This is a genomic window from Pseudomonas delhiensis, from assembly GCF_900187975.1.
In the GTDB taxonomy this organism is placed as follows: domain Bacteria; phylum Pseudomonadota; class Gammaproteobacteria; order Pseudomonadales; family Pseudomonadaceae; genus Pseudomonas; species Pseudomonas delhiensis.
Window position 1 is genome coordinate 71547 of record NZ_FZPC01000023.1, and the last position, 16885, is coordinate 88431.

General features: G+C 70.1%; 11 protein-coding genes. 5 read left to right on the forward strand and 6 right to left on the reverse strand.

The annotated features are described in order from the left end of the window. Complete coding sequence (gene tssE, locus CHC02_RS20720; RefSeq protein ID WP_089393314.1) at positions 1-444, forward strand: type VI secretion system baseplate subunit TssE; 444 nt, start codon at positions 1-3, stop codon at positions 442-444. 54 nt (positions 445-498) lie between these two features. Beyond that, complete coding sequence (locus tag CHC02_RS20725) at positions 499-1662, forward strand: OmpA family protein (protein WP_244160939.1); 1164 nt, start codon at positions 499-501, stop codon at positions 1660-1662. 27 nt (positions 1663-1689) lie between these two features. On the opposite strand, the gene CHC02_RS20730 is transcribed toward CHC02_RS20725, so the two are convergent. After that, positions 1690-4341, reverse strand: coding sequence for a winged helix-turn-helix domain-containing protein (locus CHC02_RS20730; protein WP_089393316.1), 2652 nt, complete (start codon positions 4339-4341; stop codon positions 1690-1692). A 169-nt stretch (positions 4342-4510) separates the two neighbouring features. Beyond that, positions 4511-5878 carry a DUF1329 domain-containing protein gene (locus CHC02_RS20735; protein ID WP_089393317.1) on the reverse strand — a complete coding sequence of 456 codons (1368 nt, stop codon included), beginning with the start codon at positions 5876-5878 and terminating at the stop codon, positions 4511-4513. 249 nt (positions 5879-6127) lie between these two features. Between CHC02_RS20735 and CHC02_RS20740 the strand changes: the two genes are divergently transcribed. Continuing rightward, a complete protein-coding gene (locus CHC02_RS20740; protein WP_089393318.1) occupies positions 6128-8026 on the forward strand; it encodes a DUF1302 domain-containing protein in 1899 nt (632 codons plus the stop codon). A gap of 249 nt (positions 8027-8275) precedes the next feature. Further along, on the forward strand, positions 8276-10765 hold the full coding sequence (locus tag CHC02_RS20745) for a helix-turn-helix transcriptional regulator (protein WP_089393319.1): 2490 nt from the start codon (positions 8276-8278) through the stop codon (positions 10763-10765). 441 nt (positions 10766-11206) lie between these two features. Here the strand turns inward: CHC02_RS20745 and CHC02_RS20750 are convergent, their stop codons facing one another. Both CHC02_RS20750 and CHC02_RS20755 read right to left on the reverse strand, forming a co-directional pair. Next, the gene (locus tag CHC02_RS20750; RefSeq protein WP_089393320.1) at positions 11207-11464 is read right to left on the reverse strand and encodes a hypothetical protein; all 258 of its coding nucleotides are present in this window, start codon (positions 11462-11464) and stop codon (positions 11207-11209) included. Positions 11465-11859: 395 nt separating this feature from the next. Then, positions 11860-12990, reverse strand: a complete 1131-nt coding sequence (locus CHC02_RS20755; RefSeq protein ID WP_244160940.1) for an AI-2E family transporter — start codon at positions 12988-12990, stop codon at positions 11860-11862. Between the two features lie 432 nt (positions 12991-13422). Between CHC02_RS20755 and CHC02_RS20760 the strand changes: the two genes are divergently transcribed. Beyond that, positions 13423-15045: a mechanosensitive ion channel family protein gene (locus CHC02_RS20760; protein ID WP_425262401.1), complete on the forward strand. Its 1623-nt coding sequence runs from the start codon at positions 13423-13425 to the stop codon at positions 15043-15045. Here the strand turns inward: CHC02_RS20760 and CHC02_RS20765 are convergent. Both CHC02_RS20765 and CHC02_RS20770 read right to left on the reverse strand, forming a co-directional pair. After that, the gene (locus tag CHC02_RS20765; RefSeq protein ID WP_089393322.1) at positions 15042-16067 is read right to left on the reverse strand and encodes an AraC family transcriptional regulator; all 1026 of its coding nucleotides are present in this window, start codon (positions 16065-16067) and stop codon (positions 15042-15044) included. The two genes, CHC02_RS20760 and CHC02_RS20765, sit on opposite strands and share 4 nt — an antisense overlap. 138 nt (positions 16068-16205) lie before the next feature. Further along, positions 16206-16874, reverse strand: a complete 669-nt coding sequence (locus CHC02_RS20770; protein ID WP_089393323.1) for a DUF3313 domain-containing protein — start codon at positions 16872-16874, stop codon at positions 16206-16208. Positions 16875-16885: the final 11 nt, after the last annotated feature.

Consider the following 16885-nt stretch of genomic DNA (forward strand, 5'->3'; position numbering starts at 1 on the left):
ATGAGCGAGGTCAACCCGTCGCTCTACGAGCTGCTGCTGCAGAACTTCACCGGCGAGCTGGACCTGCACCGGGTGCGCGAGGAGGACCAGGTGGTGCTGTCGGTGCTCGACAACCTGCAGCGCATCCTCAACTGCCGGGCCGGGAGCCTGAGCCACCTGCCGGACTACGGCCTGCCGGACATGAGCCAGATTCTCCAGGGCCTGCCCGGCAGCGCCCATGGCCTGATCGAGACCCTGCGCGCAACGCTGCTGCGCCACGAGCCGCGCCTGGCCGCCATCCGCGTCGAGCTGCTGGCGCAGACCCGCCCCGGGCACCTCGAATACGCGCTGGAGGTGACGCTCCGCAGTGGCGCCCACGCAACCTTCGGCACCACCCTGGCGCCCGAGGGCAAGGTGCTGCTACGGCACCTGAAGCAGGCGCAGCAACTGCGCGCGTACCCATGATCACGGACTGGATGGCCAAGGCCGAAGGGATGCCCAATGTCGGTACTGTCTGAAATGCAACTCCGCCCGGGCGCGGACCCGAGCAAGCTGGCCCCGTACATCGCCCTGGGCGGGGAACTGGCCAAGCTGAGCCACCCGGCCTGCCCGGACGTGAACTGGCAATGGGTCGAGTACCAGTGCCTGGAGCTGTTCCAGGAAAACGGCGCCGACCTGCAATCGGCCGCGGCCCTGGCCCTGGCGCGCAGCCATGTCCATGGCTTGCCGGGCATGGAGCAGGGGCTGGCGCTGGTGACCGCGCTGCTGTCGCAGAGCTGGCCGCAACTGTGGCCGGCCGCCTTGTCGGCCCGTATCCAGATACTGACCTGGCTGTTCGCCCAGTTGCAGCCGCTGGTGCGGCGCCTGGAACTGCTGGGTTCCGACCTGCCGCTGCTGGAGCGCATCGGCAGCGGCCTGGCGGGGCTGGGCGAGCTGCTGGGCCGGCACGCGCAGGTGCCCTTGCTGTCGCTGGAGGCCCTGCAGGCGCAACTGGCCAGCCTGGCCAGGCGCCTGGAGCGCGAGGCGGCGCCCGCCGAAGCGGCGCCTTTGAGCCTGCCGGCGGCGTTGCCGGCCGGTGCGCCTGCAGCGCCGCCGCGGCTGGCGGCTTCGCCCAGCGTCCTGGTCCTGAAGCTCGACAACCCGCCGCCAGCATCCCAGGCGCAGGAGCGCCGCCGTGGCCCACGCCTGCTGTGGCTGGTGCTGCTGCTCATCCTGCTGGCCGGGCTTTCGCTGGGCAGCTTCTGGGTGTGGCACGCGGCCAGGCAGGACCGGGACGAGCAGGCCCGGGGCCCCGACCCCGTCTACCTGGACAGCCTGCTGCTCTTCGCGCCCGGCAGCGCGGAGCTGAAGCCCGAGTCGACCAAGGTCCTGATCGACGGCCTGATGCACATCAAGGCACAGCCCGGCTGGCTGATCGTGGTGAGCGGGCATTCCGACAACTCGGGCAACGAACGGCAGAACCTGGCGCTGTCGCAGGCCAGGGCGGCCGCCGTGCGCGACTGGATGCAGCGCATGGGCGACATTCCCGAACGGTGCTTCGTCGTGCAGGGGTTGGGCGCCAGCCAGCCGATCGCCAGCAATGATTCGGAGCAGGGGCGCTCGGCCAACCGGCGGGTGGACGTGCGCCTGGTGCCGGCGCCGGGCGCCTGCAGCGGCGAGGCGGGGGCCGGCACGGGCCGCTGACCGATTCGTCGCCGGCGGCGATGCCGCTCAGATCAACCCGCAGGCCTTGGCCGCCACCGCCGCCTGCGCCCGGCTGTCCACCTGCAGCTTGCTGAAGATGTGCTTCATGTGGCTCTTGATGGTTTCCGGGGTCACGCCCAGCAGCTTGGCCATCTCCTTGTTCGACTTGCCCTGGGCCACCAGGTCCAGGACGTTCCGCTCCTTGCTGGTCAGGCTGATCATCAGCCGCGCGGTGTGCTGCGTGGCGCTGTCCGCCGTGCTGGGCTGCAGGTGCTGCAGGCGGGCCTTCAGCGCCGGGGCGAGGCCGGGTTGGGCCAGGGCGTGGGCGATGAGCGGCTGCAGCATGTCCTGGGCCGGCAGGTCCCGCAGCAGTTGCGGCGCGTCGCAGTGCTCCAGCAGTTCGGCGACTTCCAGCAGGCTGGCCAGGGCCTGCTCGCCGGCCCTGCGCCGCCAGTGGACCATGGCCAGGCTGCCGGCCAGGCGCAGCTGCATCAGGCGCAGGTGGTGCCGGTGGGCCAGGCGGCAGAGCCGCTCGGCGCCCTCCAGGTCGGCCTGGCGCCCCATGCCGGCGGCCTCGCACCATAGCTCCGCCAGGCTGGCGAGGCAGGCGTATTCGGAAAGCTCGGCGCTTTCGCCGCCATGGGCGAGGCGCAGGGCGTCGAGCTGGCCCAGGCAGGCGGTCGCCTCGTGGGGTTTCTGTTCCAGCAGGCTGACGCGGGTCCGTTCCAGCAGCAGTTGCGCCCGCAACCGCGGCCAGTTGCGGGCCTGGGCCAGGCGGTCGCCTTCCTCCAGGAAATAGCGCGCGCCCTGGGGGCTGGCGTGGCTGCTGCTGAGGCGGCTGGCGGTGATGAACAGCACCCCGGCGCAGTCGAGGAAGCCGCAGATCATGATGGTCTCGACGCTTTCCATGATCAGCCGCTCGGCCTCGGCCAGGCCGCCCTGCAGGTAGCGCACGCAGCCGAGGAAGCTGGCCGGCAGCGCGCGCAGCACCGAGCGGCTGGTGATGCCCCGTTCGGCGGTGACGCGCATGGCTTCCTCGAACAGCGCCACGGCCTGGCCGAAACGCCCCTGCAGGGCTTCGCCCAGGCCCTGCAGGCTGAGGCGGTAGACCTGGTTGAACTGGTAGCGGTTGGGGTCCAGCGGCGTGCGCACCGAGGCCGGCAGGGCGTAGAACGCCTGCCAGCGGCAGGTGCGCAGGTGGCTGAAGCACAGCAGGTTGAGCAGGGTGTTGCTGATCCACGGGCGCTCGCGCAGGTGCGGGTAGCAGGCGCTCGCCAGTTGGCCGGCGTCTTCGGCCCGGTCTTCCAGGGCCAGCAGCGTCGCTTCCAGCGCGCGGCATTCCCAGGCCAGGTGTTCCCGCTGCGCTTCGTCGGCGATGCCGGGCAGCGCCTGGCGCACCTCCGCGAGCAACTGCCGGGCGCGGCCGCTGCCCATGGCCAGGCCGCTGGCCCAGCCCATGGCCAGCTTCAGTTGCGCCGGGCTTTCCAGCAGGCGGTCGTGCAACTGGCGCTGCCAGTCGACCAGGGTGACGAATTCGCCGCGCTCGACCATGTCCATGGCGCAATGCGCGATCCAGGCGCGGGCGCTGTCGTTGTCGCCGCAGGCCAGCGCGGTGCGCACCGCGTCCATCCACAGTTGCTGCCCGGCGAACCAGCGCGCGGCCTTGTCCAGGGTGGCCGCCAGCGCGTCGGCCGGCAGGCGGCGGCGCAGGTGCTCGCGGAACAGCGGGTGGAAGCTGAACCACTGCGCCTGGGCGTCCAGGGTGGTGAGGAACAGCTGGCGGCGGTCGATGTCCTCGATCAGCGCGCGGCCATCGGCGGCGCCGGTCAGGGCCTCGGCCAGCACCGCGTCGAACTTGTCCACGGCCGCCAGGCGTGGCAGGCAGCCGGCCAGTCCGGCGGGCAGGCGCGCCAGCAGTTCGTCCAGCAGGCCGCTGATGCTGTTGCTCAGGCGCGCGCCACCGGCGGGGCGCTGGCGCAGGGTGAGCAGGCTGGCGCGCAGCGCGGCGATCCAGCCCTCGGTGGCGGCGTGCAGCTCCAGCAGCTCTGTGGCGTCCACGTTCGGCGTGCCGGTGCGCAGCAGCAGGTCGCGGGTTTCGTCCAGGTCGAAGCGCAACTGGCCGACGTCCACCTCCAGGCAGGCGTCGTCGTAGGTGTGGGCGACCAGCGCCGCCGGCAGGTCGACGCGCCCGCAGAACACCAGGTGCAGGTTGTCCGGGGCGAAGCGCACCAGGCTGTCGAAGGCCGCGGCGAGCACCGCCGGCGGCACGCAGTGGTAGTCGTCGATGAACAGGAAGCACTGCTCGCTGCGGCGCTCCAGGTCGTTGGCCAGCAGCGTCGCCAGCTGCTCCACCGGCAGCAGCGAAAGCTCCTTGAACAGGTTGTCGTCGGCGCTGCCGTCGAAGCCCCGCTGGATGGCCGCGGCGAGGTAGAGCAGCAGGCGGTCGGCGCTGTCGTCGGCCTCGTCCAGGTTCAGCCAGGCCACCTTGCCGCCACGGGCCAGCGCCGCCTCGGCCCAGCTGCCGGCCAGGGTGCTCTTGCCGAAGCCCGGCGGGGCCTTGAGCACCGTCAGGGTGGCCTCGGCAATGCGCTCGACCAGCTGTTCCAGGCGGGGCCGGGGCAGGGTGCCGCGGGCCCGGCGGGGCGGCAGGAGTTTGGTGGAAAGCAGCGGAGAGAGCATCGTCGTCGTGGGTTCGTGGCGCGGCGCATGCCCCGCGGAGGGATACAGTATGGTGGGTAAATGGTATCCAAGTCTTTCGGCGGGTTACAGCGGCAGGTCCCGATCGGCCGCGCCGCCAATGCAAAAGGCCACCCGCAGGTGGCCTTTCGTCCGAGGGGGGATTCCGCCGTCAGCGCACGCCCATGTTGCGCAGCGCGGCGGGCAGGTAGTCGGCGTTGGAAGCCTGGTAGCCGAAGTTGTAGAAGCGCTTCTCCTCGTTGGTCAGGCCCAGGGCCAGGTAGCGGCCGGATTGCAGGTCGTAGAGGGTCTCCATGGCGTACAGCGGCACCTGGTGATCGTAGAACTGCATGGCGTGGGCCTCGGCGACGCGCCACAGCAGGCCGCGGCCGTCGTAGTGGTCGATCTCGGCGGCCTGCCAGCTGTCCTCGTCGATGAAGAAGTGGCGCTTGGCGTAGATGTGGCGCTGGCCGGGCTTGAGCGTCGCTTCCACTTCCCAGACGCGGTGCAGCTCGTAGCGCGCCAGGTTCTGGTTGATGTGGCCGGCCTGGAGGATGTCCGAGTACTTCAGCTTGGTGGAGGCCAGGCGGTAGCTGTTGTAGGGGATGTAGATCTCCTTCTTGCCGATCAGCTTCCAGTCGTAGCGGTCCGGCGCGCCGTTGTACAGGTCGTAGTTGTCCGAGGTGCGCAGGCCGTCGGTGGCCTGGCCGGGGCCGTCATAGGCCACCTGCGGGGCGCGGCGCACGCGGCGCTGGCCGGCGTTGTACATCCACGCCTGGCGCGGCTCGGCCACCTGGTCGATGGGCTCGCGCACCAGCAGCACGTTGCCCGACAGGCGCGCCGGCTGCACCACCTGCTGGGTGAAGCAGAACAGCAGGTTCTTGTTCTCGTCCGCGCTGTAGTCCTTGAGGTTGGTGCGGAAGGTGAAGTGGTCCTCGAAGGTCACCAGGCTCGGCGTGCCGTCGGCCTGCGGGGTGGCCTGGACGATCTGCCGGCTGAAGCTGCCGCCGCGGTAGCGGGTGATGTGGTTCCAGATCACCTCCAGGCCGTTCTTCGGAATGGGGAAGGGCACGGCGGTGTCGAAGTCGGCCAGGCCGTTGCCGCCGGTCACCAGGCTGGTGTGGGTGGCGTTGCGCTTGGCGGCGGCATACACCGCGTCGGGCAGGGCGGCGCTGCGGTGGCTCGGGTAGACCGGCATCACGTAGGTGCCGCCATAGCGCTTGAACATCTCCACCTGGCCGGGGGTGAGCTTGTCCTGGTACTGGGTGTAGTTGTCCTTGGTGATGGTGAACAGCGGCTTCTCGCTGGCGAAGGGGTCGCTGAGGAAGCCCTTGGCGTCCACCGGCGCGGCGTCCCTGGCCAGGCCGCCGGTCCAGGCGGGAATGCTGCCGTCGGCATTGCCGGCCTTTTCCGCGCCCATGGGGGTGAGCTTGCCGCCCAGTTGCGCGGCCTCGTCGGCCGGCACGGCAGCGAGGGCGGCAGCGGAGAGTGCAGTGAGAGAGAAAGCCCCGGCGCGCAGCCAGGATCTTATTGGCGACATATTACTTTCCTCGATGTGCTGGATGCGGCGCGGTCGCGCCGGGGGCAGGTTCGGCCCTGGCGCCAAGCTAGCAATCCGCCGTGCCGGAGAATGTCCCCCAAATGGGGGGCTAGCCCGGGTGGGCCCCGGTGGAGCGCGGCTTTGCGCGAAAGGTATGAATTTCGAATCACTACTAGGTTGCTTTCGACGCACCGGCTCGGCTGATTAGCTTCTGCGGCCAACAAAAACACCCAGAATGGGGAGAGCCGCATGAGTACAACAAGAAAGCGCGCCGGGTTCCCGCTGCAGGCGCTGGCCGCGGCGGTCGCGGTCGGCATCGGCGGGCACGCCCAGGCCGTCACCTTCAACATCGGCGAGATCGAGGGGCAGTTCGACTCCAGCCTGTCGGTGGGCGCCAGCTGGTCGACGAGCAAGCCCGACAAGGACTTCATCGGCGGCAACAACGGCGGCCGCGGCCTGTCGCAGACCTCCGACGACGCGCACCTGAACTTCAAGCGCGGCGAGACCTTCTCGAAGATCTTCAAGGGCATCCACGACCTGGAGCTGAAGTACGGCGACACCGGCGTCTTCGTCCGCGGCAAGTACTGGTACGACTTCGAGCTGAAGGACGAAAGCCGCCTGTTCAAGGACATCGACGACAGCGGCCGCAAGGAAGGCGCCAAGTCCTCCGGCGCCGAGCTGCTCGACGCCTTCGTCTACCACAACTACAGCATCGCCGACCTGCCGGGCAGCGTGCGCCTGGGCAAGCAGGTGGTGAGCTGGGGCGAGAGCACCTTCATCCAGGGCGGCATCAACGCCGTCAACCCCATCGACGTGTCCGCCTTCCGCCGGCCCGGCGCCGAGATCAAGGAAGGCCTGATCCCGGTGAACATGTTCTATGTCTCGCAGAACATCACCGATTCCCTGTCGGCGGACGCCTTCTACCAGCTGGAATGGGACCAGACGGTGGTGGACAACTGCGGCACCTTCTTCTCCCAGTTCGACGTGATTGCCGACGGCTGCAGCAACAACCTGGCGGTGCTGTCCCCGGCCCTGGCGCCGTTCGGCCCGGCCTTCGGCTACCAGACCACCCGCGAGGGCGTGATAGTGCCGCGCAGCGGCGACAAGGACGCCCGCGACGGCGGCCAGTACGGCATGGCCCTGCACTGGATGTCCGATGCGCTGGACACCGAATTCGGCGCCTACTACATGAACTACCACTCGCGCCTGCCGATCCTCAGCGTCAACGCCGCCGACCGCGCCACCTACGTTCGCTCGGCGCAGGTGCTCGCCGGCGCGGTGCCGCAGGTGCCGGCCGCCGCGCGCCAGGGCGTGGCCATCGCCAACGTCGCCGGCGGCAGCAGCTACTTCATGGAATACCCCGAGGACATCCACCTCTATGGCCTGAGCTTCTCCACCACGCTGCCCACCGGCACCGCCTGGCAGGGCGAGATCAGCTACCGGCCCAACGCCCCGGTGCAGATCAACACCACCGACCTGCTCTACGGCGGCGTGCGCGGCCTGGCCGGGATCAACCCGGCGTTCGCCGCCTTCTCCAACTTCTCCCTGGCCGGCGGCGACCCGGCGTCCATCCCCGGCAGCTCCCTGGCCGGCTACGAGCGCAAGGAGATCACCCAGCTGCAGACCACCTTCACCCACTTCCTCGACCAGGTCATGGGCGCCGAGCGCCTGACCCTGGTGGGCGAGGTGGGCTGGACCCACGTCGGCGGCCTGGAAAGCAGCCACGACGTACGCTACGGCCGCGACCCGGTCTTCGGCCCCGGCGAGCTGCCCAACAACACCTGCCGGGCCATCAACGCCAACACCGTCGGCGCCAACGGCAAGAACGTCAGCCGCTACTGCGACAGCGACGGCTTCACCACCACCGACTCCTGGGGCTACCGGATGCGCGCCATCTGGGACTACAACGACGTGTTCGCCGGGGTGAACCTCAAGCCCAACCTGGCCTGGTCCCACGACGTCGATGGCTTCTCGCCGGGCCCGGGCGGCAACTTCGAGGAAGGCCGCAAGGCGATCAGCCTGGGCCTTGACGCCGACTACCTGAACACCTACACGGCCAGCCTGTCGTACACCAACTTCTTCGGGGGCGACTACAACACCTCCAGCGACCGTGACTTCGTCGCCCTGAGCCTGGGGGTGAACTTCTGAAGGCAAGGGCGGCGGGCCCCGGTCCGCCGCCCACACCGGCACCATCCGGTTCGGGCGGTTTGTGGGCCGCCCCTTTTTCCTCACGCCGCTCCCGGCGGGCGGCCTCTCCGGCCGTCGACAGAGCAACTCCGTGGTTTGGCGGCCCCCCGGGCCGCCCTTTTTTCCCCCGTCCGGGGGATGAACCTTGCCCGGCACGCTTCCTAGCATTGGCTGAAAAACGCCCAGCCGCGCCCGGAGTCTCCCCGCACCATGCCGCACAACCTGCCCGACCTGCCGCTGGACCACCTGCCGCGCCCGCGCCTGAGCGAGCCGCTGCTCCGGGGCAACCCGCGCCTTCGCCTGCTCTGCGCCTGCGCCGGCAGTGGCAAGAGCCTGCTGCTGCGCGCCTGCGCCCAGGCGGCCCCGGCGAACACCGGGTTGTGCTGGCTGGACCTGCGCGGCCGGCGCATCGGCGTCAGCGAAGTGGTGCAGCGCCTGGCTTCCATGCTGGGGCTGCAGGAGGCTACGGAGCAGGCGCTGGAGGCGCGCCTGGCGCAGCAGGAGCGGCCGTTGTGGATCATGCTCGACCACCTGTGCGGTGCCGGCGAAGAGGTGGAAAGGCTGGTGGGCCGGCTGCTGCAGCTCGCCTCGCCGCAGGTCGGCTGGTGGATCGCCAGCCGGCGCCGCCCGGCCTGGCCCCTGACACGCCTGCTGCTGGCCGGCGACCTGCATGAAGTGGATGCGCGGCAACTGGCCCTGACCGGGGCCGAGCTGCAGGCGCTGCTGGAACGGCAGCCGGCCCCGTCGCTGGAGGCCGACACGCTGCTGCAGCGCACCCGTGGCTGGTGCGCCGGCGCCGCCCTGGACCTGCTGGCCGCCCGCCTGGGCGAGCCGCCGATCGGCCGCGAGCGCCTGTTGCTGAACTACCTGCACTGCGAACTGCTCGACGGCCTGCCGGCGCGCCAGCGCCAGGCGCTGTGCCAGCTGGCCTGCCTGGCGGATTTCGACAAACACCTGCTCGGCCACCTGTTCGAGGCGGGCGAGGGCGCCCAGCTGCTGTCCGCGCTGCTCGACGCCGGGGCCTTCATCGAGCCCGTGGGGGCGGGCGAGGAGCGCCTGCGGGTCCACCCCGCCGTGGCGGGCACGCTGGCGGCCAGCCTGCCGCCCTCGACCCGGCTTTGCCTGTATCGCCAGGTGTGCCAGTACTTCGTCGAACTGGGCGAGGACGCGCAGGCGGTGCACTACGCATTGCTGGCCGAGCAACCGGACATGGCGGCCAGCCTGATGGGGCGCATCGGCATCGAGGCCCTGCTGCACGGCGAAGGGCCGGCGATGGTGCTGCGCTGGAGCGAGCGACTGCCGGAAACGCTGCTGCGCAGTACGCCGCAGGTGGTCCTGCTGCGGGCCTGGTCGTTGCTGCTGGCCGGCCGGCTGGACGAGGCCGGTGCCTGCGCCGGGCAACTCGCCGCCTTCTTGCCGAGCCCGTGCCGGCAGCGCCAGGCCGAATGGCTCGGGTACTGGCAGGCGCTGGTCGGCCAATTGCAGTTGCGTGCGGGCGATGCAGTGGCTGCCGCGGCGACGCTGGAGCAGGCCCTGCAGGGCTTGCCCGGGCAGGCCTGGGCGGCGCGGGTGCTGACGCAACTGGCGCTGCTCGAACAGGCCCAGACCGAAGGCCGCGACGACGCCGGGAGGCAGCTCGAAGACGCCGTGGCCAAGGTGGTTCGCGACCGCGATTGCCGAACCCTGGAGGCCATGCTGGTGCTCCAGCATGCCCGGCGCCTGGAGTGGCGCGGCGAGTTCGCCCGCGCCGAAGGGGTGCTGAGGCGCGCGAACAGCGAACTGGCGGCCCTCGGCGGTCGGGTGCGGGGCCGCACGCAGCTGCAGCTCGCCCGCAACCTCTGGCACCAGGGGCGCCTGGCCGAGGCACGGGAGCTGTATGCGCAAGGCCTGGCATTCTGCGGGGCCGCCGCCGACCCCGCGGTGGCCTGGGCCCACGTCGGCCTGGCCGAGATCGATGCCGCCCAGGGCGACCTGGCCAGCGCCTATGCCAGGCTCACCGAGGCCCTGCGCTGCATGCAGCTGCTGCGTGTCGCGGAACCGCTGTACCGCCCGCAGCTGGACCTGCTGCGCGCCCGCCTGTGGCTGCGCGAAGGCCAGCATGGGCGCTGTGCCGAACTGGCCGCGGCCTACCTGGCGCTGTGCCTGGAGCGGCCGGGTTGGCACCTGGAATTCCCCGGCGTGGATGCGCGCCGGCAGTTCGAGTTGCTCCAGGCCCGGGCCGCCGTGGCCGCCGGGCAGGACCTGGCCGAGGTGCTGCAGCCCTGGCAGCAGGAGGCACTACGGGCGAGGCAGCTGGAGCTGGCTGCCGAGCTGGGCTTCGCCCTGGCCGAGGCGCACCTGGCCGGCGGCCGGCAACGCAAGGCCCAGGCGGCCCTGTTCGATGCGCTGGCCCAGGCCAGGCGCTTCGGCGGGCCCGGCACCCAGGCCTACTGGCACTCGTTCCGCCCCGAGATCGCGCGCTGGGCCGGAAGGGCCGGCGATGGCGAAGGCGAAGCGCTGGACGTCAGCCAACTGAGCCGGCGCGAGCGCTCGGTGCTGGGCATGATCGCCGAGGGCCTGGCCAACCAGGAGATCGCCGAGCGCCTGCACATTTCCCTGCACACGGTGAAAAGCCACGCCCAGCGCATCAACAACAAGCTGGGCGTGTCGCGGCGCACCCAGGCCATCGTCCGGGCGAAGGCCCTGGGCCTGGTGCATTGAGCCCAGCACGAAATCGTGGGCCGGGGTAGGGCGCATGACCGTTCGCGGTTATGCGCCGATGGCCGGGGCACCGGGGCCCGGCGAAAACGGCGGATAACGCCGTAGGCGTTATGCGCCCTACGGGAACGCCATGCCTCAAGGTGACTGTAGGAGCGGGCCCTGCCCGCGAATCGCGCGCAGGGCGCGCTCCTACAGGGGATGGCGTGGGTGGGGCAATGTAGGGCGAATAACCGTTCGCGGTTATCCGCCGCCATTCGTGCCGCCGGGGTGTCCAGCGTAGCCGGGGTCAATCGCGGACTCTGTCCGCGATAGCAGGAGGTATCGGCGTGCCTCGCGGATAACGCCTTAGGCGTTATGCGCCCTACGGCTGGATGGGGGCGGGCAGAAAAATGCCCTCGTCGTCTGGAGGGCATTGTCGGTGTTGCAACGGTGGCGGCTTCATCACCGCGCCTGGTGGGCCAGGGCGTACAGCTGCTTGGCTTCGCCGGCCAGGGGCGCCAGGGCGGAGGCGATGCGGGCGGTTTCCATCACCAGGACGTCGGAGCCTTCGTGGTTCTCCAGTACCCGCAGCATGTCTTCCAGGCGGCTCAGGCGCGATTCGGCGGCTTCGAACAGGTGGTTGGCGGGGGCGTTGGGGTTGACGAAGAGGACGTCTTCGTACGACTGGTGCTGCAGGGGTTCCAGCTTCGCTTCGGGCACGGGCTACCTCCAGGGGGCGGGTCGGCAACGGATGCACGGTGTGGAGAGGTAGCGCATGTCCTTTGCCTCATGGGAGTGGGAAGGGCCACCGCCCAAAGGGGCGGCGGACCGTGCGGGGTCGCAAACCGGCTGTTAGAGCGACAGTTACCGGCCAGGCTGGGGCCTGACCCGCACGATCCGCCATGACTGCGAATGCAGCAGGCAGTAAAAAGCGCCTGTGCGGGATGCGTCGGCGCTTCTTACGCTCTAACAAATCCGGGTTGCGACGCCCGGCCACGGGATCACCGTGACGGACCGAATCTAGGGGCTCGCCTTGTAAGACCACAAGGGCGAATGCGCGTGGGACTTTTCGGTTGAAACGGAGCGAGGGCGGTGTATGTACCGCCCTTCGCCATTCAGGGGCGGGCGGCGCCCGGTTCGCCCGCGGGGTTTTCCGCCGCCGGCTGTTCGCCGCCGTTCTGCGCCTGGTCCACCCAGGAGTTGAACAGCTCGTAGCCCACCGCCAGCACCACCGGGCCGATGAACAGGCCGATGATGCCGTTGCTGATCATCCCGCCCAGGGCGCCGATCAGCACCACCGGCATGGGCACGGAGACGCCGCGGCCGAGCATCAGCGGCTTGAGCACGTTGTCCGACAGGCCCGCGGCTATGGTCCAGATGGCGAAGAGGATGGTGGTGGCGCCCACGCCGTCCTGACTGAACACGTAGAGCACCACCGGCAGGGTGATCAGCAGCACCGGCAGTTGCATGATGCCCAGCAACAGCACCAGCAGGGCCAGCAGGCCGGCGCCGGGCACGCCCATCAGCACCAGGCCCACGCCCACCAGCAGCATCTGGATGAAGGCGATGCCCACCACGCCCTGGGCCACCGCGCGGATGGTGGCGGCGCACAGGCTGGCCAGCTCGGCGCCGCGCTCGGGGCTGAAGATGCGCTGGGCGATGACGGTGGCGCGGTGCGCGCTGCGCTCGCCGTTGGCCAGGAACAGCCCGGCGATGATCAGGGCGAAGACGAACACCAGCACGCCGGTGCCCACGCCGGCCAGTTTCACCAGCAGGGTCTTGCTCAGGTCCTTCAGGTGCGGGGCCACCTGCTGCAGGGCCCAGCTCAGGTCCTGGGAGGCGTGCATCCAGATGCGGTACAGCGGCTCGCCGATCACCGGCCAGCCCTGCACGGCCTCGGTGGGCGGGGGGATTTCCAGCTTCCACTCCTGGGCCGAGTGCAGCGCCAGTTGCACGGAGCTGGCGATGGATTCGCCGAGGAAGGCCAGGGGCACGATGAGGCACAGCAGGGCGAGCAGCACCAGCAGGGTGGCGGCCTTGCCCGGGGACAGGCGCAGGGCGCCGGCGATGCGGGCGTTCAGCGGGTGCAGGGTGACGGCGAGGATCACCGCCCAGAGCATCACGCCGAGGAAGGGGCGGAAGATTTCGTAGCAGAAGATCACCAGCCCGGCGATCAGCCCGGCGCGTATCAGGACGTCCAGGTAGTCGCGGGCACTGCTGATCTCGAGGAACTTGCGGGCGGCCATGCGGAAAAGCTCCATTGCGGGGGCGATGCCTGAAGGCTAGCCGCACGCGCGGGGCTCGCCAGCGCAAGGGGGGGAACCGGCCTTCTCTTTGAACGACAGGCCCCCGCCAGGGCCGGGCCCAGGAGCCTGGCGGGGCCCGGCGGGGAGCGCTCGCCCGCAACGTCGGCGGGCCAAAAAGGCCATTGCATCGGAACGCGAGAGCCGCCCGCCCGGAGGCCGGGAGGGCGACAACCTAGGTATAGCCGGCGGCGGCTGCCGCAGCGGCCTGGAACTGTGGCGCAGTCGATGTTTCCGGCAGATGCCGCCGGCGCGCCGACGAATGTCGCGCCAGTGGCTACGCTTGAGCCAGGGCACCCGTGCGTGCCCGCAGGTGTAGCCATCGATGCCCGCAGCGAGGGCCAAGGAGTGGAGTACATGAGGCGCTGGTTCAGCATGCTGCTGTTGCTGTTCGTCGCGTTGCCGGGGTGGGTGCTGGCGGAGGTGCCGGCCGATGCCACGGAAGGGGTGCCGGGCACGCCGGCGGAGCTGAAGGTGGCCAACCGCAGCATCATCACCTTCCGCGCCACGCTGTTGGGCGAGACGCCGGCGGCCCGCGCGCAGCGTGCCCGGGCGGTGATCGAGGAGGCGCTGCAGGGCACCGAGGAACTGACGGTCGGCGTCGATTCCATCCTGCACAGCCAACTGGTGCTGCTGGGGGGCCGGCGGGCGTTCATCGTCTCGCCGCTGGACCTGGAGCCGCCCGGCGGCTCGGTGCAGGAGGCGGCCCGGCAGGCCGCCGCCAAGCTGCGCGTGGTGGTGGAGGAAACCGGCCAGGCACGCAGCCTGCGCTTCCTGCTCGTGGCGCTGGGGTACTCGGCGCTGGCCACGCTGGTCTACGCCCTGGTGCTCAAGGCCGCCGGCTACCTGCGGCGCAAGCTGCGCGGCCGGCTGCCGCAGCTGATGCGCGAGCGCACCTACCAGATCAAGGTCGGGCACACGCCGCTGCTGGACATGCAGTACGTGTTCTACCTGGTGGACCGCCTGCTGGCGCTGCTGTACTGGGCGGTAGTGCTGCTGTGCGGCTACAAGTGGCTGAGCTTCGTGCTCTCGCAGTTCCCCTACACGCGGCCCTGGGGCGAGGGCCTCAACGTCTACCTGCTGGAGCTGGCCGACTACCTGCTGGACGGCATCGTCGGCGCCATCCCGGGCATCGCCGTGGCCGTGGCGATCTTCTTCATCGCCCGCGGCGTGAGCGGCTTCAGCCGGCGCCTGCTGGAGCGCCTGGCGCGCCCCGGGAACATCCGCTGGCTGACCGTGGAGACGCTGCAGCCGACCACGCGCCTGACGTCCCTGGCCATCTGGCTGTTCGCCCTGGTGATGGCCTACCCGTACCTGCCGGGCTCGGGCACCGACGCCTTCAAGGGGCTTTCGGTGCTGCTGGGCCTGATGATTTCCCTGGGCGCGTCGAGCATGGTCGGCCAGGCCGCCGCCGGGCTCATCCTCACCTACTCGCGCACGCTCAGGGTGGGCGAGTACGTGCGGGTGGGCGACAACGAGGGCACGGTCACCGAGGTGGGCATGTTCAACACCACCATCCGCACCGGCCTGGGCGAGGTGCTGACGCTGCCCAACTCGATGATCACCGGCTCGGTGACGCGCAACTATTCGCGCACCGTGCAGGGCGCCGGCTACATCGTCGATACCGTGGTGACCATCGGCTACGACACGCCCTGGCGCCAGGTGGAGGCGATGCTGGTCGAGGCCGCCCGGCGCACCGATGGCATCCTCGAGAAGCCCCGGCCGCAGGTGTTCCAGACCGGCCTGTCGGACTTCTACCCCGAGTACCGCCTGGTGGCCCAGGCGGTGCCCAGCGAGCCGCGGCCGCGCGCCGAGCTGCTGAGCCTGCTGCACGCGAACATCCAGGACGTGTTCAACGAATACGGCGTGCAGATCATGTCGCCGCATTACCTGGCCGACCCCGCGCAGGAGAAGTGGGTGCCCAGGGACAAATGGTACGCCGCGCCGGCCGCGCCGCCGGCCGGCGAGGGCGGCCCCGGGGTCGAGACGCGCCGCTAGTCGGTAGTCTCCGGCATGATGATGCCGGGGTCGCCGTGCAGGCGCCGGTGCTCCAGGGGCGTCATGTCGAACCAGCGCTGATGCGCGCGGCAGAACGAGGTGGTGCGCCGGTAGCCCAGCTCGCTGGCGATCTGCGCCACGCCCAGGTTGGTCCGGCGCAGCATCTGCTGGGCCTGGCGGCGGCGGATGCGGTCCAGGTGTTCCTCGAAGTCGATGCCGTCGGCGGCGAGGCGCCGCTGCAGCGTCCTGGGGTGCAGGCCGAGGGCGTGGGCGACCTGCTCCAGGCTGCAGCGGTGGTTCGGCAGCAGGATGCGGATCTTGCGCGCCACTTTCTCGCGCAGGTCGTCGTTGGCGTCGCTGTAGGTCTCCAGGTAGAAGCGCACGATGGAGTGCAGGATAGCGTCGTGGTGGAGGCAGGCGCGCTGCAGCACCTCCGCGGGCATGACCAGGGCGTTGTGGTCCTGGCCGAACAGCACCGGGCAGCCGAAGTACTCGCGATAGGTCTCCATTTCGCCCACGGCCTGGTGGCGGAACATCACGGCCTTGGGAGTCCAGGAGGCGCCGCTCACTTCGCTGACCAGCAGTTTGCCGTGCAGCACCGATTTCTCCACGATCTGCGGCGTCTGGATGTTGCTGGGCAGGGCATTGTCGAAGTACAGCAGCGCCTGGCCGGGGCGGCGTTCCAGGCGATAGAGGATGGACGGGCTGTATATGCTCATGTAGCGGATCACCGCCACCAGGGCGTCGCCCACCGTGGGCGCGGAGTGGGCCAGGTGCTGCAGCGGGCCTGCCAGCGCGAAGCCCTGGCGGGTGGCCAGCTCCAGGCCGAAGTGCGGCAGCTCGAGGGCCCGGGCGCTGCCCTCGAAGATCTGCACCAGGCTCTTGTAGGGAAAATGCTTGTCGAAACTGCCGACCACGTCCAGGCCGATGCGATGGGGGGCGAGGAAGTCGCGCACGGAGGCGCCGCGCTCGGTGACCAGTTCGCCGAATTTGAGAAAGGCTGTGCCGCGAATGCTATCCATGTCCGTTCTTGTTCGTAGCCAGTGGGTTGCCCGTCAGTATGGCCGCCGAGGTGGGGCCTGCACGCCGGGGCGATGAACTGTCGTATGCGGGGGGCGGTGCGCAGTGCCCGGGGCAGCGGGTGCCCCGGGCGGTATAGCCTACTTCTTCAGGGCCTGGAACGACTTGACCATGTCCGCCGCCCAGCCATCGAGCACGGCGCGGGCGTCGCTGGGCTTCATGACCTGGGAGGAGTTCTCCAGCTCGGCGCCGGCGCCCTTGCGCACCACCTCGGCCACCACCTGGCTGTTGCCGCCATCGAGGAAGGCCGCTTCGGTGGCGATGCTGGTGTCCTGATCGCGGATGCCGGTGGCGACGCTGACGCCGGCGGCCACCAGGGCGATGGGGATCACCTCGTAGGGCTGCAGGCCCTTGGTCGAGGCGCTCACCGCGGTGATCGCCGGGCGCACCACCAGCACGCCCGGGCCGGGGCCACTGGCCAGCGGCAGGACCTTGGCGAATTGCGTCTGCAGGGCCTGGTCGTAGTAGGTGGTGATGCCGGTCAGGGTGCTTTGCGGGATCTTCTCGGTGGGTTGCGGCTGGGGATAGAGCTGGCTCGGCTCGACGTACACGCTGGTGAAGCGGTTGACGTCGACGCCCGGCTGGATCCAGCGCATCACCGGCGCGCCGGAGGGCGACTTGTCTTCCTTGAGGACGCTGTAGTCCTTGAGGAAGCCGGAGTACTGCTCGGGCGCGACGTACTTGCTCGCGCAGCCGGAGAGCACGAGGGACGCCAGGCACACGGATACCGCTAGCGACTTCAACTTCATCGAGTTGCTCC